The organism is Roseibium salinum, assembly GCF_026240905.1.
GTDB classification, from domain to species: domain Bacteria; phylum Pseudomonadota; class Alphaproteobacteria; order Rhizobiales; family Stappiaceae; genus Roseibium; species Roseibium salinum.
Map to the genome: position 1 here is coordinate 385,943 of NZ_JAPEVI010000003.1, position 25,548 is coordinate 411,490.

Annotated in this window: 15 protein-coding genes and 3 pseudogenes; 13 read left to right on the forward strand and 5 right to left on the reverse strand. The window is 62.7% G+C overall.

What is annotated here, in order from left to right:
* Positions 1–35 precede the first annotated feature (35 nt).
* The 4 genes and pseudogenes from thiM (at position 36) to ON753_RS06275 (ending at position 4,501) form a co-directional block, all read left to right on the forward strand.
* Positions 36–806 carry a hydroxyethylthiazole kinase gene (gene thiM, locus ON753_RS06260; RefSeq protein WP_265961715.1) on the forward strand — a complete coding sequence of 257 codons (771 nt, stop codon included), beginning with the start codon at positions 36–38 and terminating at the stop codon, positions 804–806.
* Positions 807–837: 31 nt separating this feature from the next.
* Positions 838–1,643 (forward strand): annotated as a pseudogene (gene thiD, locus ON753_RS06265) (bifunctional hydroxymethylpyrimidine kinase/phosphomethylpyrimidine kinase).
* Positions 1,644–1,830: 187 nt separating this feature from the next.
* Positions 1,831–2,760: pseudogene (locus tag ON753_RS06270) on the forward strand (TRAP transporter substrate-binding protein); the annotation flags it as partial.
* A gap of 481 nt (positions 2,761–3,241) precedes the next feature.
* Positions 3,242–4,501 (forward strand): OmpP1/FadL family transporter, encoded by a 1,260-nt coding sequence (locus tag ON753_RS06275; protein ID WP_265961716.1) that lies wholly within the window; start codon positions 3,242–3,244, stop codon positions 4,499–4,501.
* A gap of 544 nt (positions 4,502–5,045) precedes the next feature.
* Here ON753_RS06275 and ON753_RS06280 read toward each other — a convergent pair.
* Complete coding sequence (locus tag ON753_RS06280) at positions 5,046–5,825, reverse strand: SDR family oxidoreductase (RefSeq protein ID WP_265961717.1); 780 nt, start codon at positions 5,823–5,825, stop codon at positions 5,046–5,048.
* 206 nt (positions 5,826–6,031) lie between these two features.
* Between ON753_RS06280 and ON753_RS06285 the strand changes: the two genes are divergently transcribed.
* From ON753_RS06285 to ON753_RS06295, 3 genes are all read left to right on the forward strand, one after another.
* The gene (locus tag ON753_RS06285; RefSeq protein WP_265961718.1) at positions 6,032–6,835 is read left to right on the forward strand and encodes a UDP-2,3-diacylglucosamine diphosphatase; all 804 of its coding nucleotides are present in this window, start codon (positions 6,032–6,034) and stop codon (positions 6,833–6,835) included.
* Complete coding sequence (locus ON753_RS06290) at positions 6,832–7,881, forward strand: glycosyltransferase family 4 protein (protein WP_265961719.1); 1,050 nt, start codon at positions 6,832–6,834, stop codon at positions 7,879–7,881. The genes ON753_RS06285 and ON753_RS06290 overlap by 4 nt, the downstream gene beginning before the upstream one ends.
* Positions 7,882–8,044: 163 nt before the next feature.
* Positions 8,045–9,070: a threonine ammonia-lyase gene (locus tag ON753_RS06295; protein WP_265961720.1), complete on the forward strand. Its 1,026-nt coding sequence runs from the start codon at positions 8,045–8,047 to the stop codon at positions 9,068–9,070.
* 313 nt (positions 9,071–9,383) lie between these two features.
* On the opposite strand, the gene ON753_RS06305 is transcribed toward ON753_RS06295, so the two are convergent.
* Positions 9,384–10,496, reverse strand: coding sequence for a protein phosphatase CheZ (locus ON753_RS06305; RefSeq protein ID WP_265961721.1), 1,113 nt, complete (start codon positions 10,494–10,496; stop codon positions 9,384–9,386).
* 175 nt (positions 10,497–10,671) lie between these two features.
* Here ON753_RS06305 and ON753_RS06310 point away from each other — a divergent pair, with 175 nt between their 5' ends.
* Positions 10,672–11,853, forward strand: coding sequence for an MFS transporter (locus tag ON753_RS06310; RefSeq protein WP_265961723.1), 1,182 nt, complete (start codon positions 10,672–10,674; stop codon positions 11,851–11,853).
* 237 nt (positions 11,854–12,090) lie between these two features.
* Here ON753_RS06310 and dgcA read toward each other — a convergent pair.
* Positions 12,091–13,075, reverse strand: a pseudogene (dgcA, locus tag ON753_RS06315) (N-acetyl-D-Glu racemase DgcA).
* On the reverse strand, positions 13,072–14,085 hold the full coding sequence (gene dgcN / locus ON753_RS06320; protein ID WP_265961724.1) for an N-acetyltransferase DgcN: 1,014 nt from the start codon (positions 14,083–14,085) through the stop codon (positions 13,072–13,074). The pseudogene dgcA and the gene dgcN overlap by 4 nt, the downstream one beginning before the upstream one ends.
* A gap of 127 nt (positions 14,086–14,212) precedes the next feature.
* Between dgcN and ON753_RS06325 the strand changes: the two genes are divergently transcribed.
* The 4 genes from ON753_RS06325 to ON753_RS06340 are packed head-to-tail and all read left to right on the forward strand — an operon-like array spanning position 14,213 to position 18,819.
* The gene (locus ON753_RS06325; RefSeq protein WP_265961725.1) at positions 14,213–15,361 is read left to right on the forward strand and encodes an ABC transporter permease; all 1,149 of its coding nucleotides are present in this window, start codon (positions 14,213–14,215) and stop codon (positions 15,359–15,361) included.
* 9 nt (positions 15,362–15,370) lie between these two features.
* Positions 15,371–16,180, forward strand: a complete 810-nt coding sequence (locus ON753_RS06330; RefSeq protein ID WP_265961727.1) for an ABC transporter ATP-binding protein — start codon at positions 15,371–15,373, stop codon at positions 16,178–16,180.
* A gap of 10 nt (positions 16,181–16,190) precedes the next feature.
* Positions 16,191–18,185 (forward strand): MlaD family protein, encoded by a 1,995-nt coding sequence (locus ON753_RS06335; RefSeq protein WP_265961728.1) that lies wholly within the window; start codon positions 16,191–16,193, stop codon positions 18,183–18,185.
* Between the two features lie 46 nt (positions 18,186–18,231).
* Entirely contained in the window at positions 18,232–18,819 is a 588-nt protein-coding gene (locus ON753_RS06340) for an ABC-type transport auxiliary lipoprotein family protein (protein WP_265961729.1), read from the forward strand.
* Between the two features lie 367 nt (positions 18,820–19,186).
* Here ON753_RS06340 and ON753_RS06345 read toward each other — a convergent pair whose 3' ends face one another.
* Positions 19,187–24,913, reverse strand: coding sequence for an apolipoprotein A-IV repeat region-like domain-containing protein (locus ON753_RS06345; protein ID WP_265961730.1), 5,727 nt, complete (start codon positions 24,911–24,913; stop codon positions 19,187–19,189).
* 414 nt (positions 24,914–25,327) lie between these two features.
* Here ON753_RS06345 and ON753_RS06350 point away from each other — a divergent pair, with 414 nt between their 5' ends.
* Positions 25,328–25,507, forward strand: coding sequence for a hypothetical protein (locus ON753_RS06350; RefSeq protein ID WP_265961731.1), 180 nt, complete (start codon positions 25,328–25,330; stop codon positions 25,505–25,507).
* Positions 25,508–25,548: the final 41 nt, after the last annotated feature.

Here is a 25,548-nt window from a genome sequence, read left to right on the forward strand (position 1 = left end):
ACCTCCCGCGCTCCGGCCCGTTCAGGAGGTGCCGGATGACCATCAGCGTTGCCGCGTCCACCCGCACCCTTACGGCAGAGACGGTTTTCGATCTGCTGGAGCGCGTCCGCCACAAGACACCCCGCGTTCACGCGATCACAAATGCCGTTGCGCAGAGCTTTACCGCCAACGTCCTGCTGGCGCTGGGCGCTGTTCCGTCCATGACGTTTGCCCGGGAAGAAGTCGCGGCCTTCGTGGCGGGCGCGGATGCCTTGCTGATCAATCTCGGCACTCTGGACGAGGCGCGGCGCGAGGCCATTCCGCTTGCCTTCGATGCTGCAAGGACGGCGGGCCGCCCGGTGAGCATCGATCCGGTTTTCGTCAACCGGTCGCCTGTCCGCTGCACCTATGCCCGTGACCTCATTGCCCGCGGGCCGGATCTGGTGCGGCTGAACGAACAGGAATTGGAAGCGCTGTTTCCCGAAAGAGCCAACGCTGAAGAGCTGATTGCCGCCGGAACGGTTCTTGCCGTGACGGGGCCGGAAGACAGGATCGAGGGCAGGGCAGAGGATTTCAGGCTGATGAACGGGCACCCGCTGATGGCACGAGTGACCGCGACAGGATGTGCCGGCGGCGCGGTTCTTTCGGCCTTTGCAAGTGTCGAGACCGATACGGCGCTGGCCGCCGCCTGCGGCCTGTCGGTGTTCAACATTGCCGGCGAGATCGCGGCCGGGCGCGCCAGGGGGCCCGGAACCCTGGTGCCGGAACTGCTCGACGCTCTCTACGTGATGAGCCTGGACGACATAAAAGCCCGGCTCAGGGCGTGAGGCTGTTCGGTTTTCATAAAAGGAGATACCCATGACCGCGATCGCGGTGACCATTGCAGGGTCGGATTCCGGCGGCGGTGCCGGGATACAGGCCGACCTCAAGACCTTTTCAGCAAACGGCGTCTACGGCGCCAGCGTTCTGACCGCCCTGACCGCACAGAACACGCTCGGGGTCACCGCCATTCATGACCTGCCGCCGGACTTCGTCCGGGCGCAGATGGATGCGGTCTTCTCCGATCTGAAGGTGAATGCGACCAAGATCGGCATGCTGTCGCGCATCGACATCATCGAAACGGTCGCCGAGGGCCTGGAGGCCCATGCGACCGGGCCAGTGGTGCTGGACCCCGTGATGGTTGCCGCCTCTGGAGACCCCCTGCTTGCCGACAGCGCCGTGGAGGGACTGATTGCCATCCTGATACCGCTTGCCGATGTCATTACGCCGAACCTGCACGAAGCTGCAAGGATCCTGGAGTGCGAGGTTGCCGCCAGCGAGACGGAAATGCAGGCGCAGGCGGAGCGGCTTTTACGTCTGGGTGCAAGGTCGGTCCTGCTGAAGGGGGGCACGGCTCGGGTGCGGAGTGCGCGGACCTGTTCCTGGATGGCGGCGGCAATGCCGTATGGCTGCGCGAAAAACGCATCGACACCCGCAATACCCATGGCACCGGCTGCACCCTGTCGTCCGCAATTGCCGCCGGCCTCGCCAAGGGACTGGATCTGCAGGGTGCGATCGGGGAGGCGAAGGCCTATATTCATGCCGCGATTGTCGCCGCCGATCAGCTTGATATCGGCGCCGGTCACGGGCCGGTTCACCATTTCCATCGCTTCTGGAGTAAGTGACATGCCTGACGGGACTTCACAAAAGACCAGGCTGATGAGCCGGAGAAAGCTCCTCGGTGCGTCGGTCGCGGCCGGTGGCGCGGCTCTGGCCGCACCGGCCGTCGCGCAGGAGGACAAGGCGACCATCGAGTGGAAGATGGTGACGTCCTGGCCAAAGAACCTGCCGGGGCCCGGCGTGACCGCGCAGCGGATTGCCAACCAGGTCGAGATGATGTCCGGCGGGCTGTTCCGCATCCGCCTTTTTGCCGCGGGCGAGCTGGTGCCGGCGCTCGGCGTTTTCGAAGCCGTCTCCGGCAACACCGCCCAGATGGCCCATACGGCCTCGTTCTTCTGGCAGGGCAAGATACCTGCTTCGGTCTTTTTCACTGCAATCCCGTTCGGGCTTCTGCCCCATGAGCACATCGCCTGGATCGAGCAGGGCGGCGGACAGTCGCTCTGGGACGAGCTCTATGCCCCGTTCGGCCTGAAACCCGTCATGGCCGGCAATACGGGCGTTCAGATGGGCGGCTGGTTCCGGAAAGAGGTCAACAGCCTGGCGGACCTGAAGGGCTTGAAAATCCGCATGCCGGGGCTTGGCGGCGAGGTGATGCGCCGGCTCGGCGCGACGCCGGTCGGCCTTCCGCCGGGCGAGTTGTTCCAGGCGCTGCAATCGGGCGTCCTCGATGCGACCGAATTCCTCGGTCCGTGGTCCGACCGCGCCATGGGCTTTCACAAGGTCGCCAAGTCCTACTACACGCCGGGGTTCCACGAACCGAACGGCACCGGCGAGGCGATCTTCAACCGAGTCGCCCTGGACGGCCTGCCGGAAGAGCTGCGTATCATCGTTCTGGAGGCCTGCCGGGCCGAAAACGCCCGGTCGCTGGCGGAAAGCAACTGGGAGAACGCCGGCAGCCTGAAGCTGCTCCGGGAAGAGGACGGCGTCACCATCAAGAACTATCCGGACGACGTTCTGAACGCCTTGCGGGAAAACGCGGCGATCGTGCTGGGGGAACTTGCGGAGAAGAATTCGATCAGCATGCGCATCTACGAGAGCAACACTGCGGCACGAGAGCGGCTGGCTCCCTGGAGCGAGATCGCCATGCGCCGCTTCATGGAGGCTCGGGACGGCAGGGGCTGATCTCTACAACCCGGGCCCCTTGCAATCGGCACTCTTCACGGCTGCGGCACATGTACTGCAGTCGGGCTCCGCAGGGTGGTTGAACCCCATGGAGGGCCGCCTGAGCGTCTCGCGTCAGCGGCCCGGCGCCGCGAATCCATCCCGCAGTCCATGCATGTTCCCCAACGAGACGTGTGGCATCGCCGCAACGTTCGGGAGCATATTTACGTTATCGGAAGGTGTGGGCAATTTTGCCTGTTTTTTAGGCAAAAGAGCCAGCATGTGTCAGTGCCGTGACAAACAGGCGCCGCAGGGGCGCTTTTTCTCTGTTTTGCTGAGCCGGCCTAGGACCGGACTCTCGGAATACTCGATATATTGCAATGCAGCATGGTTTCACGCCAACGTCCACAGCCCATTATGGCCTTGAAATGGGCCGGTTTTCTGAAAAACCTGTTCCCAGATCACTTGAAACATCCGGTGGCTCGGGATGGGAGGAAACTATATGTCGTGGGCAGTCAACAAGTCGGTACTACTTACCTCTACAACGATAGCACTATCTCTGGTTGCAAATGTTGCATTTGCAGGCGGTTTCGCACTGCGTGAGCAGAGCGCCTATTATCAGGGCATGTCCTTTGCGGGATATGGTACGTCAGGAGACTCGATATCCTCGATGTTCTGGAACCCGGCTTCCATCATCGGCGCTCAGCAGGGACTGACAGTTGAAGCGCACAATTCGTTTATCATTCCCTATTCTGAAATCAATGGAACCCTGTCGGGCGGCGGATTGGGTACGTCTTCGGTTGGCAGCGGTGACATCGCAGCCGACGCCTGGGTCCCGGCGAGCTACGCAGCGTACCGGCTGAACGACCAGTGGGTCTTCGGTGTTGGCGTCAATGCACCCTTCGGTCTGACCACCAAGCCGGAACAGAACTGGGCGGCACAGTTCTATTCGCGCTCGTCCAAGGTCTTCTCGCTCAACGTCAATCCGAATATCGTCTACCAGTTCAACGATATGATCTCGGTCGCAGCGGGCGTTCAGGTGCAATATCTCGATGTGAGCCTGAAATCTGCCGACGCGACGTCCGCAGGATTTGCTAGGTCGAACGAAGTATCGGGCGACGATGTCGGCTTTGGCGTGACAGCCGGCGTGACCGTCAGGCCGTTTGAAGGGACCGAATTCGGTCTCGGTTATCGTTCAGGCGTTTCTCATACTCTTGAAGGCGATCTCTTTTTGAGCGGGACGCGGAGCGCGGTCAGCCTGGGTGTCATTACGCCGGACATGGTCAATTTCTCGGCCAGCCAGCAGGTCACCGATAAGTTCCGTCTGCTCGGAACTGTTGAATGGACCAACTGGAGCCGGTTGAAGGCCCCGCGGGCGATTTCGGATGCCACCGGCGCAACCCTGACGACGCTGGAGTTCAACTACGATGACGGTTGGTTCTTCTCGCTTGGTGGCGAGTATGATTTCAACGAGAAGCTGACCCTTCGCGCCGGTTTGGGATATGAGATTTCTCCGATCGACGAGGAAATCCGTTCCACCCGCCTGCCGGATAACAACCGCTGGTGGCTGTCCGCCGGTGCAAGCTACAACCTCAATGAGCACCTGGCATTCGATTTGGGCTATACGCACATCATCCCGGAATCGACGGATATCAACATCGATTCCAACCATCAGGACTTCAACGCGACTTTCGGGACTTACTCGGGAGAGGTCGACAGCCACGTGAACATCATTGCCGCCTCGCTGCGTTACAAGTTCTAATCCCCACTCAGAGGTTAGACATCAAAGGGCTGGGAGATCTTTCCGGCCCTAAGTTTTATTGAAAAAGCACTTCCTCTCCTTCGTCCTCCTGGACGCAGCGATGCGGAGACCCGGCGGCGAGCCGAGGTCTATCGGACAGAAGGCGACGGCCTGGGGCTCCCCGATCCCGGCTCGCGCTGCGCTTGGCCGGGATGACGAACGAGGTTCCGTCGGCGACCTAACGGCCGGGACACACGCTCCGGCCCTAAGTTCATGAAAAAGCACTTCCTCTCTTTCGTCCTCCCGGACGCAGCGAAGCGAAGATCCGGGATCGGCGAGCCGAGGTCTATCGGACAGAAGGCGACGGCCTGAGCCTCTCCGATCCCGGCTCGCGCTGCGCTTGGCCGGGATGACGTTCGAGGTACTGTCGGCGATCTAACGGCCGGGAGACATGCTCCCGCCCATGCTGATGAGCCAACCGTTCGTCCGCGGCGGAGCGGTCCGGCATGTGTTTGGAAAACCTGTCAGCAAGCCAGGCCGCGACAGGAGCCTCGCTTGCCCGTTCTCAAAAGGCCGCCGGATAGAGGCCGCCGTCCATGAGGATGTTCTGGCCGGTGATGTAACCGGCGTGCGTCGAGCACAGGAAGGCGCAGGTCTGGCCGAATTCGGCAGCATTGCCGAAGCGGCGGACCGGGATTTCGGCGGCCTGTTCGGCGCGGATCGCGTCGACGGACTTTCCGGCCAGCTTTGCGGTGCGTTCGAAACCGCCCTTCAGCCGGTCCGTGTCCATCTTGCCGGGCAGGAGATTGTTGACGGTTATGCCGTGCGGGGCGAGCTGGCGGCTGACGCCGGCGAGAAACGCCGTCAGGCCCGCCCTTGCGCCGCTGGACAGGTCAAGCCCCTCGATCGGCATTTTGACCGAGAGCGAGGTGATGTTGACGATCCGGCCGAAACCGCGCTCCTTCATGCCCGGGGTGACGGCCTGGATCAGTTCGATCGGCGTCACGAAATTCTGGATGACACCCTGGAGCATCGCCTCCCGGTCCAGTTCGCTGTAATCCCGGCGGGGCGGGCCGCCGTTGTTGTTGATCAGGATATCGGGAGCAGGGCAGGCCTCCAGCAGAGCCTCCTGGCCGTCGCGGGTCGAAACATCGGCCGCAACGGTTGAAACCCTGACGCCGTACGCCGTCTCGATGGCGGATTTCGTTTCCGCCAGCACGGCTTCATCGCGTCCGTTCAGGACGATCTCGCAGCCTGCCTCCGCAAGCGCTTCCGCACAGCCTCGTCCGAGGCCGCGGCTGGATGCGCAGACGATCGCCTTCTTGCCTTCAATGCCCAGATGCATCGGTGGTCTCCTTTGAATTGCGAACCGGTCCGGGCACTTTGTGGCCGGGGAGCAGGGAAGTGTCAAACGGCAGGAGCGATGACCGTGCCCCGGAGCCTGATCCCTGCTCCGGTCTGCGGCCGCGATTCGGGAGGGCGCGGGCCCTGTCATAATAATGATACCTGAATCGCGTCTAAAGCACCCCAACGGGAAACTGGAGAAGTGCTATGTCTAAAGCACAGACATCGCGGCATTACCGGGCATTGTTCATTTCCGATGTCCATCTTGGCACGCGCGGCTGCCAGGCGGACATGCTGCTCGACTTCCTGAAGGACAATGATGCGGAAACGATCTATCTCGTCGGCGACATCGCCGACGGATGGCGCCTGAAGCGTTCCTGGCACTGGCCACAGCTTCACAACGACGTGGTGCAGAAGATCCTGCGCAAGGGCCGCAAGGGTGCCCGGATCATCTATATTCCCGGCAATCACGACGAGTTTCTGCGCGATTTCCTCGGCACGCATTTCGGCGGCGTGGAAGTGACCGACAGCATCGTCCACGAAGCCGCCAGCGGGAAACGCTACCTGGTTATCCATGGCGACCAGTTCGATGTCGTCATCCGCCATGCCAAGTGGCTGGCCTTCTTCGGGGACAAGGCCTATGTGACCGCGCTCCATGTCAACACGTGGCTGAACGTGCTGCGCCGGCGTCTCGGCCTGACCTACTGGTCCTTGTCGGCCTGGGCGAAGCTCAAGGTCAAGAACGCCGTCAGCTTCATCGGCCGGTTCGAGGAGGCCCTGTCCGACGAGGCGCGCCGCCGCGGTGTCGACGGGGTGATCTGCGGCCACATACACCACGCCGCCGACCATGATATAAACGGCATTCACTACATAAATACCGGGGATTGGGTGGAAAGCTGCACGGCGGTTGCCGAGCATCATGATGGTACGTTTGAGGTAATCCGATGGGTGGAGCAAACCCAGACTGGAGCCGTGCCGGCGAAGTCCAGGGAAACCGCGGTCGCCGCATGAGTTCCATTCTGATCGTGACGGATGCCTGGCATCCTCAGATAAACGGCGTCGTCCGCTCAATTGAGCGCACGGCGGAAGAGCTCGAAGCCATCGGAATACGCGTTGAATTTCTGACCCCGCAGGCCTTCAAGACCCTTCCGTGCCCGACCTATCCGGAAATCCGTCTTTCGCTGACCCATCGCGGCATCGTGCGCCGGAAAATCGAGGCCTTCGACTGCGAGCACCTGCACATTGCCACGGAAGGCCCTCTGGGACTGCTGGCGGCCAGCGCCGCGCGCAAGGACGGCCGGCCGTTTACCACGAGCTATCACACGCGCTTTCCCGAATATGTCTCGGCCCGGCTGCCGGTTCCGCTCTCCTGGTCCTACAGTTGGCTGCGCAAGTTTCACAATTCCGGCAGCGGCTGCATGGTGGCCACGCGGTCGCTGGAACAGGACCTGCGCGAGCGGGGCTTCCTGAACCTGATGCGCTGGTCGCGGGGTGTCGACGAGGAGCTGTTCCGGCCCTATGAGGGATCGGTTCTGCCCGAGGACCTGCCGCGTCCGGTGTTCATGTATGTCGGCCGCGTGGCGGTTGAAAAGAACATTGAGGCGTTTCTGGATCTCAAGCTCGGCGGGTCCAAGGTGGTCGTCGGCGGCGGTCCCCAGCTGGAGGCGCTGCGCCGCGAGTACCGGGATGTCCATTTCACCGGGCCGAAGGTGGGGGAAGAGCTTGCCCGGTACTATTCCGACGCCGACGTCTTCGTATTTCCCTCGCTGACCGACACATTCGGCAATGTCATTCTGGAAGCGCTGGCCTGCGGCGTTCCCGTCGCGGCCTATCCGGTGATGGGGCCGCTGGATGTCATCGGGGATACCGGCGCCGGGGTCCTGTCGCAGGACCTGCGGGAGGCGGCCGAAGCCGCGCTGGACATTCCGCGCGAGCACTGCCGGAAGATCGCCATGAACTACACCTGGGCCGCCAGTGCCCGCCAGTTCCTGGACAATTGCATCGCGGCCCGGGATCTGCATAACAGCATGATCGCAGAGGCCAGGGCGGCGGAATAACGCATTCCCTAAATTGCCACCCGGACAATTTCCGGCTGGAACCGCCCGTCTTCCTGTGAAATCACTTCAGGGCAAGAGAGCATCCGCAATGAAGTGCGGCTTCACCGGCCGCATTCTGTCCCGGATGCCCCCGTGACAAACATTTTCTGCAAAGTGAACCCCGATGACGGACACACAGTCTCAGCCCGTAACATCTGCTGGCCCGGCGCTTTCCGGCAAAGCCGTATCGTTTGAGGATATCGAGGCGGCAGCCGGGCGCCTTCGCGGCGAAGCGCTGCTGACACCGCTCCTGCGTCACCCCCTGCTGGACGAGCGGACCGGGGCCAGGGTCTTCATCAAGCCGGAAAACCTGCAGCGTAGCGGGTCTTTCAAGTTTCGCGGCGCGTTCAACTGCCTCAGTCAGATCCCGGTATCGGAACGCGCGCGCGGCGTGGTTGCCTGCTCCTCCGGGAACCATGCGCAGGGCGTTGCCGCCAGCGCCCGGCTGCTCGGCATGCCGGCAACCATCGTGATGCCTGCCGACGCGCCGGCGATCAAGCTGGAGCGCACGCGCGGCTATGGGGCGACTGTCGTGACCTATGACAGGGACAAGGAAGACCGGGACGCGATTGCGACCCGGCTCTGCGCGCAAACAGGCGCGCGCCTCGTCCATCCCTTCAACGATCCTGCGGTGATCGCAGGGCAGGGCACCGTCGGACTGGAATTGGCCGACCAGGCTGCGGCGCTCGGCGTTCAGCTCGATGACGTGCTGGCCCCGACCGGTGGCGGCGGGCTTTCCAGCGGCATCGCCCTGGCGCTGGCACACCAATCACCGGCGGCCCGTTTTCACACGGTCGAGCCGGAGCTCTTTGACGATTACAAGAGATCCCTCCAGGCAGGCACTCCCCAGTCCAATGCCGCCAGGTCCGGGTCGGTCTGCGATGCGCTTCTGTCAGAATCTCCGGGAGAGATCGGCTTTTCCATCCTGCGCGAGCTGGCCGGCGAAGCCGTGACCGTCTCGGACGAGGAAGCCCTGGACGCCGTCGCCTTCGCCTTCACGGAACTGAAGCTCGTGGTCGAGCCGGGCGGGGCCGTTGCCCTTGCCGCTCTGCTCGCGGGCAAACTGCCGTTGAAAGGCAAGACCGTGGGCATCGTTCTGACCGGCGGCAATATCGACCCGCAGATGCTGATCCGCGCCCTTTCGCGCTGATTGGCGGGGCCTGCCGGCATCCGTTCGAAGCCTTTCCAGCCGACAAGCGAGGTACAAGACCTCATCCGTGCCGGGTATCCTTCGAGACGCGAGCAATCTCGCTCCTCAGGCTTGGCCTTTGCCGCCGAGGGCAAGGTGAAGGCGCATTACACGGAAGAGACGCTGGACGACGTGAACAGCATCTTCGACCGCATGAAAGCCGGCGCGATCGATGGGCGGATCGTCATGGCGATCTGACGGGGATCCTGCCCGGGACAAATGAAAAACCCGCCCGGGTTTCGGGCGGGTTGGACTGCAGAAACCGGGCCGGAAATCAGTTGAAGAGAGCCTGGCGTTCGGCCTCGGAGAGCTGCTTGAGCGGATCGTCGTCTCCCGCGGTTTCCTCGGCCATTTCCCATTCGGCGTCGGCCTCGGCTTCATCCTCTGCCGCGCCGACTGCGCTGTCGAACAGCTTTTCGATCGCCGCTTCATCAAGCATGGCTTCGGGGTCGGAGAACGCGTCGTCGTCGGCCAGGGCCGCTTCGCCTGCTTCCGCGGCAGGAGCGGAGGCAAACATGTCGTCGATCGAGGCGGCATCCATCGTCTCGCCGCCGCCGGCCATGATGGCGTCCACATCCGCTTCGCTGGCGTGAGAACCTGACTTGGTCAGCGCAGGCGGCTCGATTGCCGCATCGCCATTGGTTTCCTTCAAGGCAGCGTTAAAGACGTCGTGACTGGCAGCCATCAGTTCGTCGACGCTGTTCTGGCAAACGCCGCCCGCAAGCTGAGGGCCGTTCAGCAAATGGGCATCCGGACGCGTGTCGACCGGTCCGGCGGTCGCGTCGACATCCACTTCCTCGATGCCCCAGATGTTGATCATCAGGTTGATGCGGCTCTCCAGATAACGCAGAACCTGGACGACCTTGTTGGTGCGCTGTCCGGTCAGATCCTGGAACGAACAGGCCATGAAGATCTCGGTCGCCTTCGCATCGATGTCGTCGCAGCACGCCGAATCGGCACCGTTTTCGCGCAGGATCCAGGCCTGTTCCTGAATCTGCTCGGCCGCTTCCAGAATCGTCTGGGTTGCCCCTTCGGTTTGCGTGACGATGGCATCGAGTTCCAGAGAGGCGTCGGCGAAGCGGTTGTTCGCTTCCTCTTCCGCCTTCATATTGGCGATTTCCGCCTTGGTGCGCTCGATCGCTTCGTGCATGTCGGCGATGTCGAGGCGGATCTTGTCGAGATCCGGCACTTTCCGCTGGCGGGTGACGACCTTCTCGAGCCGCTGAATCGCGGTCAGGATCTCGGTCGTTTCCGGCGTCTTTCTGCGCCTGAGAAACTCAGTCAGAAACCGACGTCCGCGATCGGATTCCATCAGGGTCTGTTCAAGAGTCTGGTATTCGGCTTCGCCGATCAGCTCCGGTTCTTCCTGTATTGTTTCCGCTTTCATATGGACGCGAATCTCAACTTGCCTAGGTGACGTTTGTTGCCGTAACACGGACAACTTCCCTGCCAAGGTAAGGCGAAATTCGTTAACATCCCTTTAGAGCGAGTCTCGGGTTTGTCCATTTCGTGGCGGACCCGGTGTTCGTCCCGCTCCAGAACAGCGTCCGGTTGGATTTTTCATGCCAAGACCTTCCCCAAGTCTCAGCCAGAGAGTGGCCGGTCTGTTTGCGTGCCACTTCTTCGGATTCGGCCTGTTCCTGCCGTTCATTCCCGTGGTCTTGGAATTTCAGGGCATAAGTCCCGCCGAAATCGGCTTTGTCCTCGGAGTGGGGACGATTTTGCGGATCGCCGCCAGCCCTCTCCTTGCGAACCTGTCCGACAGAACCGGGCAGAGGCGGTTGTCGATCCTGATCTATTCCCTGATCGGTGCGGCCTCCGTCGCGCTGTTTGCCCTTCCCGGCGGCCTGTTGGTGGCCGGCGCTGCGGTCATCAGCTACATGGTGTTCAAGGCGCCCGTCCTGCCGCTCAGCGATGCCTATGCGCTGGACGTCGCACGCAACACCGGCACCGATTATGCCCGCATGCGGCTGTGGGGATCGGCCGGATTCGTGGCCGCCAACCTGGCCGGAGGCGCGCTGGCGGCCCAGGCGACCTCCTGGATCATTCTAGCCCTCATCGCGCTGGCCTCCCTGGCAACGGGGTTTGTTGCCATGTCGATGCCGCCGCAGCGGCGTGAAGAGCCCGGGGACGAGCAAGGCGGGGAAACCCCGACGGCGCCGTTCAAGAGCGTCTGGTTCTGGCCCGTGCTGGCCGTTCTCGGCCTGTTTCAGGCCAGCCATGCCGCCTTTTACGGCTTCGGCACGCTGTACTGGCAGGCGAAAGGCGTGCCGGACTTCGCCATCGGCTCCCTGTGGGCGGTCGGCGTGGTTGCCGAAATCGCGCTGTTCACCATTGCCGGAAAACTGGCGCACCGGTTCGATCCGCCGGTCTTCCTGCTGGTGGCGGGCATTGCAGCCGTCTTCCGCTGGTCGCTGTTCCCGTTCGCGGATACGCTGGCCGCCATGGCCGCGCTGCAATTGCTGCATGCCTTCACTTTCGGTGCGGCGCATCTGGGGGCGGTCGCCATTCTTGCCAGGGTTATCCCAAGCAAATGGGCCGGAACCGGGCAGGGGCTGCTGGGAACCTCCATCGGCATTCAGATGGCGGTGGGCCTCAGCGTTTGCGGGGCGCTTTACGATGTGGATCCGGACATGCCGTTCTACCTAATGGCCGGCGTCTCGGTCTTCGGGGCAATGGCCATGCTGGCCCTGACGCCGCTGGTGCGCCGGTGCATGGACACGGCACTCCAAGCGGCCGGGTAAGGCAGTTTGCGTCTAACAGCGTGCCGGGCGAACGCCGTATTCGAGACAGGCCTTGCTCTCTCTGAAGATGCCGGCGCTGAACAGGTCTCGGTGTCCATTGCTCGCTTTTCCAGGCTGATCAGCGAGTAGGCCCCGGCTCTGCGCTATGCTGGTCCGCGGTGACACGGTGTATGGACGGCCATAGCGGAAGGAAGCCGACTGCCGGGAGCGGTCCGAAGGGCTTTCCCGCCGAGACCTCTATCCCCAGAGCTCCGGTTGCGGCGGGAAGAGGGTGCTGCCTTCGAACCTGAGGCCCGGCGATCTGTCCCTGGCCAGCAGAAGCGGCCCGTCCAGGTCGACGAAATCCGCCTTCTGCGCGATCAGCACCGCCGGAGCCATGGCCAGAGAGGTGCCGAGCATGCAGCCGATCATGATCTTGAAATCCTGGCTCCTGGCCTGGTCCACGAGCTTCAGGGCCTCGGTCAGTCCGCCGGCCTTGTCGAGCTTGATATTGACCGCGTCGTACTTGCGCCGCAGCCCGTCGACGCTCTTGCCCGGATGCAGGCTTTCGTCGGCGCATATAGTGACGGACCGCGTGATCCCGGCCAGAAGATCGTCGCTTTTCGACGGCAGCGGCTGTTCGATCAGCGCGACGCCCGCCGCCTCGCAAGCGGCCATGTTTCTTTCAAAGCAGCTTTCGTCCCAGGCTTCATTGGCATCGACGATCAGGGTGCTCTCGGGGGCGGCCTTGCGCACCGCTGCGATCTCGCTCGTCGTCTCCCGGGCCCGCCAGCTTGACCTTCAGAAGCGGGCGGTGGGCCGCAGCCCTGGTTTTTTCCGCCATCACCTCGGGCGTGTCGACGCTGATGGTGAATGCCGTGGTGACGGGCTTCAACAGGCCGACCCCGGCAAGTTCGGCGGCGGACTTGCCGGCCTTCTTGGCTTCCAGGTCCCAAAGGGCGCAATCGACCGCATTGCGCGCCGCGCCCGCCGGCATCGCCTCCTGCAGCGCCGAGCGGGTGAGACCATCCCTCAGCACGGCGGCGATGTCCGCGATCTGGGTCTGAACGCTTTCCAGCGTCTCGCCGTAGCGCGGGTAGGGAACGCATTCGCCGCGGCCGGTATGCTCGCCGTCGGTCAAGGTCACGACGACGACTTGCGCGTGGGTTCTCGTTTCGCGCGAGATCTTGAATCCGCCCGCAATTTCAAAGCGTTCTGCTGCGGCGTTCACAGAAAGAGTCATGGGGCACCAAATTCGGCGGAGACCTTGTCGACAAAGACATCCATGCCGTAGCGCACCGGATCGGTCGCCGGCAGGCCGTGCTGTTCGCCGATCTTGGCGAGATAGGCGAGCGCTTCGCTGTCGCCGAGCGCAGCGGTATTCACCGCAATGCCGACGCAGCGGATATCCGGATTGGTCAGCCGTCCGCATTGGATGGTCAGGTCGATCACCTGCTGGATCGTCGGCAGGGGCGTCTCCACACCGCGCATCCTGGTGCGGGTCGGCTCATGACAGACGATGAAGCCGTCGGGCTGGGAGCCGTGAAGAAGTCCGAGCGTCACGCCGGCGAAAGAAGGGTGAAACAGCGAGCCCTGTCCCTCGATAATCTGCCAGTGATCTTCCTGCGTTGCCGGGGACAGCCATTCCGCGGCGCCGGAAATGAAATCGGCGATCACCGCATCGAGCGAGACGCCGCGGCCGGAAATGAAGACCCCCGTCTGCCCCGTGGCGCAGAAGGAACTGTTATAGCCGCGTTCGTTCATGGCCTTGTCCATGGCAAGGGCAGTGTATTTCTTGCCGACGGAACAATCCGTGCCAACCGCAAGAATGCGCTTGCCGGGGCGTTTGCTGCCTTTGCCGGTGTCGAAGGACATGGTGCTGTGGCGCACGTCGTGGAGCTGGCGGCCGTTTCGTTCCGCGGCATCCCTGATCGCTGGAATGTCTCTCAGGCGCACATGAAGACCGGAGGCGACGTCCATGCCGGCATCAAGGGCCTCGACAACCGAGGCGACCCAGTGGTCTGGCAGGCGTCCGCCGGCGTTCACTGCTCCGATGATGAAGGTCCTGGCCCCGGCGGCAGCCCCTTCCGGGACCGACATGTCCGGCAGGCCGGTGTCGGCGGCACAGCCTTCAAGACGTACCTGGCCGATACACCAGTCCTTGCGCCAGTCCACGATGCCGATTGCGGTCTTCGCCGCCAGTGCATCGGGAACGTCGCCAAGAAACAGAAGGTAGGGGCGGGCAATTTCCATGAACTGAGCTTCCAAGTGGTTACAGGAGGTTATACCGTCCTGTCGTGATTACGACGGGTTGGTAATAGACTTCTCCATCAGGTATACGGGGGATATCGAACCAGCGGCAAGAGGGCAGCCAGCCGGAATGGCATTCTTGGAAAAAAACGTTGCGCCGGAGATGCATCTGGAGGCGGATGGAGCCGATCGCCAGTTTCTGGCCCTGTGCGGTGACTGGACCGTCAGCACCATCGGCGATGCGGAGGCGGAACTTGGCAGGCTCGAAGTCGCGATGGACCGGTTGACCTGTATCGATGTTTCCAAAGTGGAGCATCTGGATACAAGCGGCGCCTGGCTGATCCACCGCGTCCGCGGACGGCTGGAATTCGAAGGGCGCAGGGTCGATCTGACCGGCCTGACACCCGTGCGCGAGACACTGTTTGCCGAAATTGAGCGCCATCATCCGCCGCGATGGAAGCCGGACCGGGACGGTTTTTCCATCGTCGGATTCCTGGAGGATACCGGGCGCGAGGTGGTCGATGCGGGCAAGGACGGTCTTGCCATGCTGCATATTCTCGGCTCGCTCGGCCTGGTCCTCTCCACGGTGCTGATGCAGCCAAAGCGCCTGCGAAGCATCTCCATAGCCGTCCAGTTCGACCGCAGTTGCATCGGTGCCGTCCCGATCGTGGCCCTGATGAGCTTCCTCATCGGTGCGATCATCTCCCAGCAGGGCGGCTTTTACCTGAGGCAGTTCGGGGTGGATATCTACGTCGTGGATCTGGCGGGCATCCTCATCCTGCGCGAGATAGGCGTGATCCTGACTGCCATCATGGTGGCCGGCCGGTCCGGGTCGGCGTTCACGGCCGAGCTCGGCTCCATGCGCATGCAGGAGGAGGTGGACGCCCTGCACGTGATCGGCCTCAGCGTGACCGAGGTTCTGGTGCTGCCGCGCATCCTGGCCTTGATGATCTCCCTGCCCATCCTGACGTTCATTTCCGACATTTCCGCCCTGTTCGGCGCGGGGCTGATCACCTGGATGTATCTGGACATACCCCCGGCGGCGTTTCTGACGCAGTTGCAGGCGGCCATCACAGTCGAGACAATGGTCGTCGGCCTGGTCAAGGCGCCCTTCATGGCCCTGATTATCGGCCTGATCGCTTGCGTGGAAGGATTGAAAGTCGAGGGCTCGTCCGAATCGCTCGGGCGTCATACAACCATGTCTGTGGTGAAGGCCATTTTTCTCGTTATAGTCGTGGACGGCCTGTTCGCCATTTTCTTTGCAGCCATTGGAGTTTGACCCGATCTCATGCCGCTGAGTGAAGCCGAAGAGCTCGAAAAAAACGATGCCCCGCGGGAGGACGACGCCGAAAACGTGTTGTCGGTCAAAGGTATTACCGTCGGCTTCGGCAGCAAGATCATCCTTCAGAATCTCGATCTCGACGTCAAAAGGGGCGAGGTGCTCGGCTTCGTCGGCGGTTCGGGAACAGGCAAATCGGTGCTGATGCGCGCGATACTGGGACTGACGCCCAAGCGGGCGGGGTCGATATCGGTTTTCGGCCACGACCTGTCATCGGCCAGCGAAAAGCAGCGCAAGACAATCGAGCGCCGGTGGGGGGTGCTGTTCCAGCAAGGTGCCCTGTTTTCAGCGCTTTCCGTGAAGCAGAACATTCAGGTTCCCATGCGCGAGCATCTGAAACTCTCGCCGCGGCTGATGGATGAACTGGCAACACTGAAGCTGGAACTTGTCGGCCTGCCGCAGGACGCTGCCGACAAGCTGCCCTCCGAACTCTCCGGCGGCATGGTCAAACGGGCGAGCCTGGCTCGCGCCCTTGCACTGGATCCTGATTTGGTGTTTCTGGACGAGCCGACCTCAGGACTCGATCCGATCGGGGCGGCGGCTTTTGATTCGCTGATTGCGAAACTCAGTTCGACCCTTGGATTGACCGTTTATATGGTGACACACGATCTCGATAGCCTTCACTCTATCTGCGATCGCATTGCAGTTCTTGGGCAAAAACGCGTTTTGGCCATCGGAACACTGGACGACATGATGAAAAACGACGATCCCTGGATTAAATCCTATTTCAGGGGTGAACGGGCAATGCGCCGAGCATAGGTTGGACTGAATGGAAACCCGCGCGAACTATATCCTGATCGGTGCCTTCATGGTTGCCATCCTGATCAGTGCGTTCGGCTTTGTATACTGGCTTGCCGCCACCGCCGAGTCCCGGCAGAACGTGCAAGTCAAGATCGTGTTTCCGGGTCCGGTGACGGGGCTGCCGGTCGGTGGACAGGTCCTGTTCAACGGGATCAAGGTGGGCGACGTCAGTGCGCTCGGATTTGCACCGGAAGATCCGGCCAAGGTGATTGCGACCGTCCGCATCAGGCCGGACACCCCATTGCGCGAGGATTCCAAGGCAACGTTGAATTTCACCGGCCTGACAGGCGTTGCCTATGTCGATCTGAGCGGTGGGTCGTCCGACTCTCCGTTGCTGCTGGAAAACGTCGAGGAAGGCGAGACGCCGGTTCTCTACGCGGAAAGATCCTTCTTCGACGACATTGTCGACGGCGCGCGCGATGTGCTCAAGCGGGCGGATTCGACCATGCAGACGGTCGATGATCTCTTGAAGGAGAACCGGCCGGCAATCACCCGCATCATCACCAATGCCGAAACCTTCTCCGATGCCCTGGCGGCAAATTCCGCCGGCGTCGAGGACTTCATGGCGAGCATCGGCAAGGCCTCCGAATCCTTCTCCAGCCTGTCTGTTCGGATGGAGAGCCTGGTGGAAGAAGGCGAACGCCTGCTGGCCGCCGTTCCGTCCGACAAGGTGACCGCAATCGTCGATGACCTGACCAGGTTCTCCGAAAGCCTCGGCAATGCCAGTGACGATATCGACCTCCTGCTGGCGGATGCGCAGGGGGCGGCGAAGGAACTGGATCAGTTCACCAAAGGCCTGAATGATGGCCTGGAAGAGGTCCGCGGCGTGATTGCGGCGGTCAAGCCGGAAGAGGTCGAACGGGTCATGAAGGGCGCGGCAGCGCTGGGGGTGCTTGACGAGCGCAGCGGCGACATCGACCAGCTGATTGTGTCCACCCGCCAGACCATGCAGAATGTCGACGACATCGTCGCAACCTTCAAGGAGAAGGAAGGCGCGATCAGCGACATGATCGACGGTGGGCGTGAGATCGTTCTGAAGGCCGATACCATCATGACCCGCGGCGTCGAGATTGCCACCGCCGTCGACCCGCTCAAGGTGGAGCAGGTCGTCAGCTCGCTCGGCAGCTTCGCCGACGGGCTGAATGCGTCGCTGACACGTGTCGACGAACTCGTTGCCAGTGTCGACCCGCAGCAGGTGAGCGAGGCAGTCGACAAGGTCTCGACCATCATCGACAACTTCAACAATCAGCAGGGCCAGATCAACGAGATCATCGCGTCCACCAAGTCCACGATCCAGAATTTCGAGCAGGTGTCGGCGACCGTCCGCGGCCAGGATGACCGTATTGCCGCGCTGATCACGGATGTTCAACGTGCGGCAGATCGCTTCGCAACGACCCTGGAGACGGCCGAAGGCCTGCTGGAGGCGGTGGATCCTGAAAAGGTCGCCAATATCGTCGGCTCCGTCGAGACTGCGGCCGCGGACCTGGCTCATCCGGAGGACGGGGTTCCGGCAATCCTGAAGAGCGCGCGCAAAGCTGCGGACGATGTGCAGCGGATGACGGCGGATCTTTCCAAGCGGACGCCTGATGTGGACCAGATCATCACCGACGCCAAGCAGATGACGGCAACGCTGAACTCCACCTCCGTGCGTGTGGAAAGCCTGGTCGAAAAGGTCTCGGACATGGTCGAGGGCGACGGGGAGGGTCTTATCAAGGAGGCAACGCTCGCGGCGCAGGCGATCCGCAAGGTCGCGGTTGCCTTCGAGAGCCGGGCGGATTCCATCGCAGGCGGCCTGGCCAAATTCGCAACGCAGGGCTCGGCGGATTTCGCCAGTGCGGTGGCGCAACTCAACCGGACACTGGTGTCGTTCCAGCGCGTTGCGGAAAGTCTTGAACGCAATCCCAGCCGGGTGATCTTCGGCGGTGACGATGTGCCGACCTATTCCGGCGGCCGGCGGCGGTAACAGAGAATATCAAGGGCAGGGGCTTATGACGAAGGCAACCACAGACATGACACGCCGGAGCGTTTTGAGCGCCCTGGGCTTCGGTGTCCTCGTCTCCGGCTGTGCCAGTTCCGCACCTTCTGCCTACTACGGACTCGACACCGTCGATGCCGGCGGCGGTTTCACCGGCCGCTCCAGCGGCGTGCAAGTGCTGGTCACTGCGCCGCGCGCCCTCAAGGCGCTGGATACCAGCCATATTGCCGTGGTCGATCAAGGGCCGATCTACAGCTATTTTCCGAACTCCGCCTGGGCGGATACCCTGCCGAACGTCGTCCAGGCGAAACTGGCGCAGACCCTGCAGGACACCGGCCGGCTCCGCGGCGTCGGGCTGCCGGGCGAAGGTCTGTTGATCGATTATCAGCTGCAGACGGAAATCCGGTCGTTCGAGCTGAGAGTGGACGGCGCCAGCCGCGGCTTCGTCGAGATTTTCGCCCGCGTGGTCAACGACCGCAACGGCCGCACCGTGGCAACGAAGGTGTTCAGCGCGCAGACCCCGTCCGGAGGCACCTCCGTCGATCAGGCGGTCGAAGCCATGAACGCTTCCGCCGACCGCGTCTTCACCGAAATAACGGCCTGGACGTTGCAGAACGTCTAGAGTGCGGACCGGTAAAATGGAGTGCACCGGCGTCGTTCCGCCGGTTGCCGATGCAAGACATCGCACCGCACCCGGGTGAACCAGACTTCCTCATCAAATGCTTCGATTCAATCGAGACGCGCCCTAAGACGGTACTGTCATGAGAGACCTTCGGCGCCCACGCGCCTCTCGTCATTGCGGACAAGCGCAGCACAGCTGCGCGCAGATCCGGAAGCCGGCTCGTCAGTTGTGAGCGAAGCGAACCCGCCTTGCGGGCCTGCACCCAAACTGCCGGAGGGCTGGCCGCGAGCCCGGATCATGGCGTGCGGACACCGAACAACAAAAAAGGCGGCCGATCGGCCGTCTTTCGTGTCTTGGTGCGGGTCTCCTAGTCGAGACGGCCACTGGCGTGGGCCAGCATCGTATAGACCTTGCCGGTATCCGATGTGAGATAGGTCTGGCTCAGCATGTTGTCGCGGTCGTTGCGCGACACCTGGGCGAGAAGCTGCTCAAAATCGGTGACATAGCGTTCCACGGCCGTCCGGAACTCGGGGTCGCGGGAATACTTCTGACGGATTTCGTCGAAGGTCTGCTGCCCCTGCAACGTGTAGAGACGGCGCGTAAAGACGTGCCGCTCACCCTTGCGGTACCGGTTCCACAGGTCGATGAACGTCTCGTGGTCGATCGCACGGGCGATGTCGACGGACAGCGAGTTGAGGCTTTCGACGGTCTGCAGCGGCGTACGGCTCATGTCCGTGTCCGAGCTGGCATCTTCATCGCGCGATGCACGGCGAAGAAGATCCGCGACCCATCCCTTGCCGCCGGGCGCGGCCGTGTCGGCCTGCGGCTGGCGGCGGGGCTCTGCCGGGCGGCCTTGCGCCTGACGCGGTTCGCTGACCGGTGCGGCCTGCTGACTGCGCGGTTCCGCCGGGGCGAAACTTGCCGCCGGTGCCGGTGCCGGTGCTTGTGCCACTGCCGGCTGCGGGGCAGGGGCCATTCCGGCCGATGCCACCTGTGCCTGCGGACGGGAGATGTCGAGGGCGTTGGACTGCTTGGCGACGATCTCCGAGAGCTCGGTCAGTGCGCGGATCTGCTCATTGACCACCTTGCGCAGCGCAGCGGAAGATTCTTCCGCTTCCTCCGGCAGGTTGAGAACGCCCTGTTTCAGCTCGTTCCGGGTTGCTTCCAGCTCGCGGTGGACGTCGCGGGCAACGTCGCGCATGCGGGTTGCCGCGTCGTTGAAGCGGTCGGAGGCATCGCTGACCGTACGGGCCATTTCGGCGACGATGTCGTCCTGGGCCGCGCGGATCGCATCGCGTGCCTTCTGTCCTTCCATGCCTGCGGTAAGGCGCATGGACTCGAACTGTTCCGACACCTTCTTGGTGGCTGCCTCCGCCGCCGCGCTCAGCATGTTTGCTGCATCGCGGGCCTTGTCGTCGGCTGTTTCCAGCGTCTCGGACAGGGTCTGGGTGAAGGAGCGCATGAGCGTGTCGACGGCTTCGGTCTTGGCCAGAAGCGTATCGGCCACTTCCTCGATCGCCGTGCGGCGTTCGGAAACGCGGCTTTCCACGGACCGGTTGGTTTCTTCCAGATGGCGGGCCGCCTTGGTGAGCTCCTCGGACTGGTCGCCGAAGCGGCCGGTCAGGTTCTGGATATCCGCCAGGGTGGTTTCCGTCACATCGCGCAGATTGCCGACCTGTTCGGTGATCAGCGACGTTGTGGAGTTGGTCTCCGTCACGGCGCGGTCGACCGCGGAGCGGAACTCGCCGGCGCGGCGGGCAAGGTTGCCTTCCACTTCGGTGAGGTTCTCGCCGGCGGTTGCGACAATGCTCTGCAAGTTGGTGTTGGAGGTCTCGATCTTGTTGAGGATCTCGGTGACATCCGATTCCAGGCGCTGCCTGGTGTCGGTGAGCAGGCTGCTTGCCTGTTCGCTGCGCTCGTTGATGCTGGCGACGATCCGATCGCCGGCTTCCACCAGCGAGCGGGTGGCATCGAGGCCGGTATGCGCGAAGGTATCGGTGACATCGCGGCCCTTGACCGTGATGGCTTCCAGGATTGCGCCATGCACCTCCGAGAGACGCCCGGTGAGGTCGTTCGCACGCAATTCGATGGCACTGATGAGCTCGTTGCCGTCCGTGCCGACGATCTTGGCAAGTTCGCCGGAGCGGGCGCCGAACGCCTCGTTGAGGGAATTTGCCTTTTCAAGCAGCTCGTTGGCGACTTCGTTGCCGCGGCTGACCAGCAGTTCGGAGGCTTCGGAGACGGCGCTGTTGACGCGGGCCCGGACCATGCCGGCCTCGCTCGACATCTGGCCGCGCATTTCTTCCAGCGTCTTTGCAAGCGTCAGGCGTGCCTGTTCGCTTTCGGCGGAAAGGTTGCCGGAAATCTCTGCGATCAGGCCGGAGAGTTCGCCGCGGACCTTGTCGCTCTCGCCGGTCAGGGACCCGGAGAACTCCGCCAGCGTGCCGGCATAGAGCGTACGGGCCTTTTCGCTTTCCGCCGCCATGGCGCGGGCAGCTTCGCCGACGGCGGCAAGAACCAGCTCGCGGATCCGGCTGCTTTCGCCGGAAAGGGAGGTGGTTGCCTGCTGCATGGCAGAGGTAACGGCATCGGCCGCCTTCTGGCTTTCGCCGACCAGCACGCCGCGGGCCTCGCCCACGGAACCGAGGACGATCTGGCGCATGCGGTCGCCTTCGCCGGTGAGTTTCTCGGTTGCCTGGCTGAGGGCGCCGTCAACGATCTCGACGGTCTTGGTCCGCTCGTCGGAGAGCGTCTGAACCGCCGCTGTAACGGCTTCCTGAATCACGTCGCGCAGCTGAGTGCTTTCGGTGGACAGCGTTGCCCCGGCTTCGGAGATGACGGCGGTGAGAATGTCACGCGCCCGCTCGCTCTCGCCGGTGAGGGTGCCGGTGATGCTTTCCAGGCGCTCGTTGAGCAGCGTCTCCAGCTGGCTTGCGCGGGTGTCGAGGGTTTCGGCAACCTCGAACACCTTGGCACCCAGGGACACGTTGATTTCGGCGATGCGCTCGGACAACGACTCCGTGAGCTGTTCGCTCTGCTTGCCCAGCACGTTGCCGGCTTCCGTCAGGCGGGTGTCGAGGGCCGATGTCATTTCGTCCTGGCCGGAGACGAAGGCCTCGGCGATTTCCCTGGTCCGGGAAATCAGGGTCTCGGAGATCTGGCGCGCGCGCGCGTCGAGGGTCTCGTCGATGCGCTCCGTGCCGCTGGTCATGGAAGCCGACAGAAGCTCCGCCTTCTCGGCCATGGAGCCTGCGGCTTCATCGACGCGCGTGGACAGGGACTGGCCGATCTCTTCCGCACGTTCCGCCAGCGTATTGCCGGCCGATTCGATGCGCTGACCGAGCTGCAGTGTGATGGCGTCGGAACGGTCCGCCAGAACATCGGTGATGCTGCGGGTTTTTTCTTCCAGGGCGTCGCTGATGCCCGCCGTGCGCTGATCGATGGCGTCGGACAGGATCTGCGTGCGGGTCTCCAGAGTTGCCTCGAAGGCGGCCGTGCGCTGGTCCAGCGAGAGGTCGAGCGTGTTGATGTGGCTGCCGAGCGAGGCATCCATGGTGGAAATCCGCTCGCCGAGGGATGTGTCCATCGTCAGGGCGCGATGCTCCAGCGAAGCATCCATCGTGGAGATGCGGTCGACGAGGGACGTGTCCATCGAGGAGAACCGCTGTTCCAGCGAATTGTCCATGGTGGAGATGCGATCGCTCAGCGTGGCATCCATGGAGGAGACGCGCTGCTCGAGAGACGCATCCATCGTGCTGATGCGGTCGCTCAGTGTGGCATCCATGGAGGAGAAACGCTGCTCGAGGGACGAATCCATGGTGCTGATGCGCTCGCTGAGCGTCGTATCGATGGCCGAATACCGCTGATCCAGGGACGCGTCCATGGAGGCGATCCGGTCGCCGAGCGAGGCGTCCATCGCGTCGATGCGGGTGGCAAAGGTGGTGTCGAGGGTCGACAGGCGGGAGTCGAGCGCTTCGGACAGGAGAAGGGTCTTGGTGTCGAAAGCGTCGATCAGCTGGCCGCCGCGGTCCGTGACGATCGTCTCCAGCTCCGACAGGCGCGTGGAGAGGCCTTCCTGCAAAGCCTGGCCGCGGGTTTCCAGCGTTTCCGCGATCTTGCCGCTGATCTGGTTGATCTCGCCGGCGACCCGGTCGCCGCGGCTGCCGATGAGTTCGGCAAGCTGGGTACCGGTTTCGGCAAGTGTCTGGGTGAGTGCGCCGGTCTGTTCGCCGAGATTGGCCGCAAACTGGCCGGAAACGCCTTCCAGCGTTTCCCGGAAGTCGATGGTCTGCTGCTCCAGGATCGACGCCATCTCGTTGCTGCGGGCGGCCAGACGCTCGTCCAGCTCGCTGCCGTTGATGGAGATGGCGGTGTAGATGCGCTCGGAAATGTGATCGAGCTTTTCGGCAAGCTCGCCGCCGCGAACGGAGATGGTCTGCGTGAGCGAACCGGCGGTTTCGTCCAGCTTGGACGCGATCTCGCCGCCGCGCAGGGAGAGATCCACCACGATGCTTTCGCCGGTGCCGCGCAGGATTTCGGCGACTTCCGTGGAGCGGCTGGACAGCGTGTCGACGATTTCCGCTCCGCGCATGGAGATGGTGTCGGTAACCATCTGGCCCTTTTCGGAAATGCTCTCGACCACCCGGTTCCCGGTTTCGGCCAGGGACTCGTCCAAAGAGGTCACGCGGCTGTCGACCGTGGAAACCAGATCCTCGGTGCGGGACGTGATGGTGTCGATCAGGCGTCCGGAAGTCAGGGACAGGTTGGCGTTAATCTCCTCACCGCGCTGGGTGATGATGTCGCCGACCGAAGCGCCCGTGGATTCCAGCGTGGAGCGGAATTCGTCGGCCTTGTTGCTCAGGGTTTCGATGACGGAGGTGCTGGAGGCCGTCAGCGTTGCGTCGATTTCGCCGCTGCGGGCGGTCAGGGTCTCGACGAAGGTGTTGGCCGTCTCGGCAAACCGCTCGTTCACCTCGTTGCCGCGCACCGTAAGCGTCTCCCACATGGTGGAGCCGGTTTCGGCGAGGTTGTCGACAAGTTCGCTGCCGGTGGTCGACAGGCGCGAAACATAGTCTTCCGCCCGCACCGTCAGGGATTCCACCAGTTCGCTGCCGGAGGCATTGAGGGTGGCACCCAGGGATTCAATGCGCGAATCCACGGTGGAAGTCAGTTCCTCCACGCGGCTGTTGACCGCATCGATCATCCGCTGGGTCGCCTGATCGACGGTGGTGCCCAGTTCACCAGACGTGTCGGAAAGCTGTGAAGCGAAGCTTTCGTGTGCGCCGGCGATGGTCTCGCGCACCCTTTCGGCATTCATGACGATGGACTCACGCTGGCTGACCAGTTCGTCGATCAGGCCGCGGATCTTCAGCTCGTTATCGTTATAAGAGCGTTCCAGCGACGACACTTCGTTGTGAACCAGGACTTCCAGTTCGCTGGCGCGGGCGATCGCGCGCTCGATACCGTCGCCCATGGCCGCAACTTCGCGGCGGATGGCCTGTCCCACGCTCAGAATGGATTCCTTGGCCATGTCTTCCGGTTCGGCCAGCCGCAGGGCGACTTCCGTCATGCCGCGGGCGACAATGCGCATTTCCTGCGCGCGCCAGATCATCATGGCCATGACGAAGAAGAAGATGATCGGCACGACGATGCCGACGGCCCCCAGGATCAATTCGGGCGAGTTGACCAGGGACTGCGCATCGCTGAGTGCGTTCACCTGATCGGAAAAGGTGGTCAGGAAGAGACTGCTTCCAAGGGCCGCCCAGACCGCGCTCAGGGCGAGGGCGCCCCAGAAGGGGGCGGAGGACGGACGGCGCTGCAGGGCATAGATCAGGTTGCCGATGTTCCGGCGGTCGTCATTGGCTGCGGGCGGGCGTCCGCTGCGCCCCGCACGGCGCCGGGCCTGACGCTGCTCGTCGCGCTGCGACGATCCTGTCGATTGAGGCCTGCGAGCCGGTTCGGTTTCCGCAGTCGCACCTGCCTCGGCCGCCGCATCCTTTGCAGTTTCAGGGCCGCCGAAATCAAGCTTCAGGGCCTCTTCAACCGCCGACAGCGCTGCTTCCGCCGGGTCTTTCGCCTTTGTCGGATTTGCCATTTAGAGTCGCCTCACGTCCGTACTCACTACACACCGGTAACTCGACCGAGCTGCTGGCGCAGCTTCTTGAAGTTTCCACCCGATGCGCCACTGGTTGCAGTCGCGGTTCGCCTGAACGGCGCTGCAAATGTCTGTCTTGAGGAGGGCCGCCGCTGACCGACCGCGAACTTTCCGTTCGACGGTTCACTCCCCACCTTGCCGCATCAGTAACTGTAATGGCACAATCTCTCCCAACCGACAAGAAACAGCAATAGCCTGAGTCACTTAGGGGGCGGTTTGAATGGCTGAATCAAAGCCTGCTGACGCAAAGGAAGATGGCCGCGAAACCGTGGAAGCGGTTGCGCTCAAGGCGGGAAGTTTAACGGCTCCGCAAAAGCGCTGGTTGCGGAAAGGGCTCGACCAGCCGGGGGGAAATTGCCTCTTTTCGACGACAACGGCCGTGAAATTCCGACCCGCACGATCCGGGCCTGCATCGATGCAGGCTGGGCAGAGCCTTGGTTTTCCAACCCAATCAAGCCCGACTGGCTGGTCTGCAAGCTGACGCCTGCAGCGATCGACGCGCTGTCGGCAAGTGAAATCCGCAAAAAAAGTTAACGGCGAATCAGGTCGTTAAAATTTTAACAATTTGGAAAATG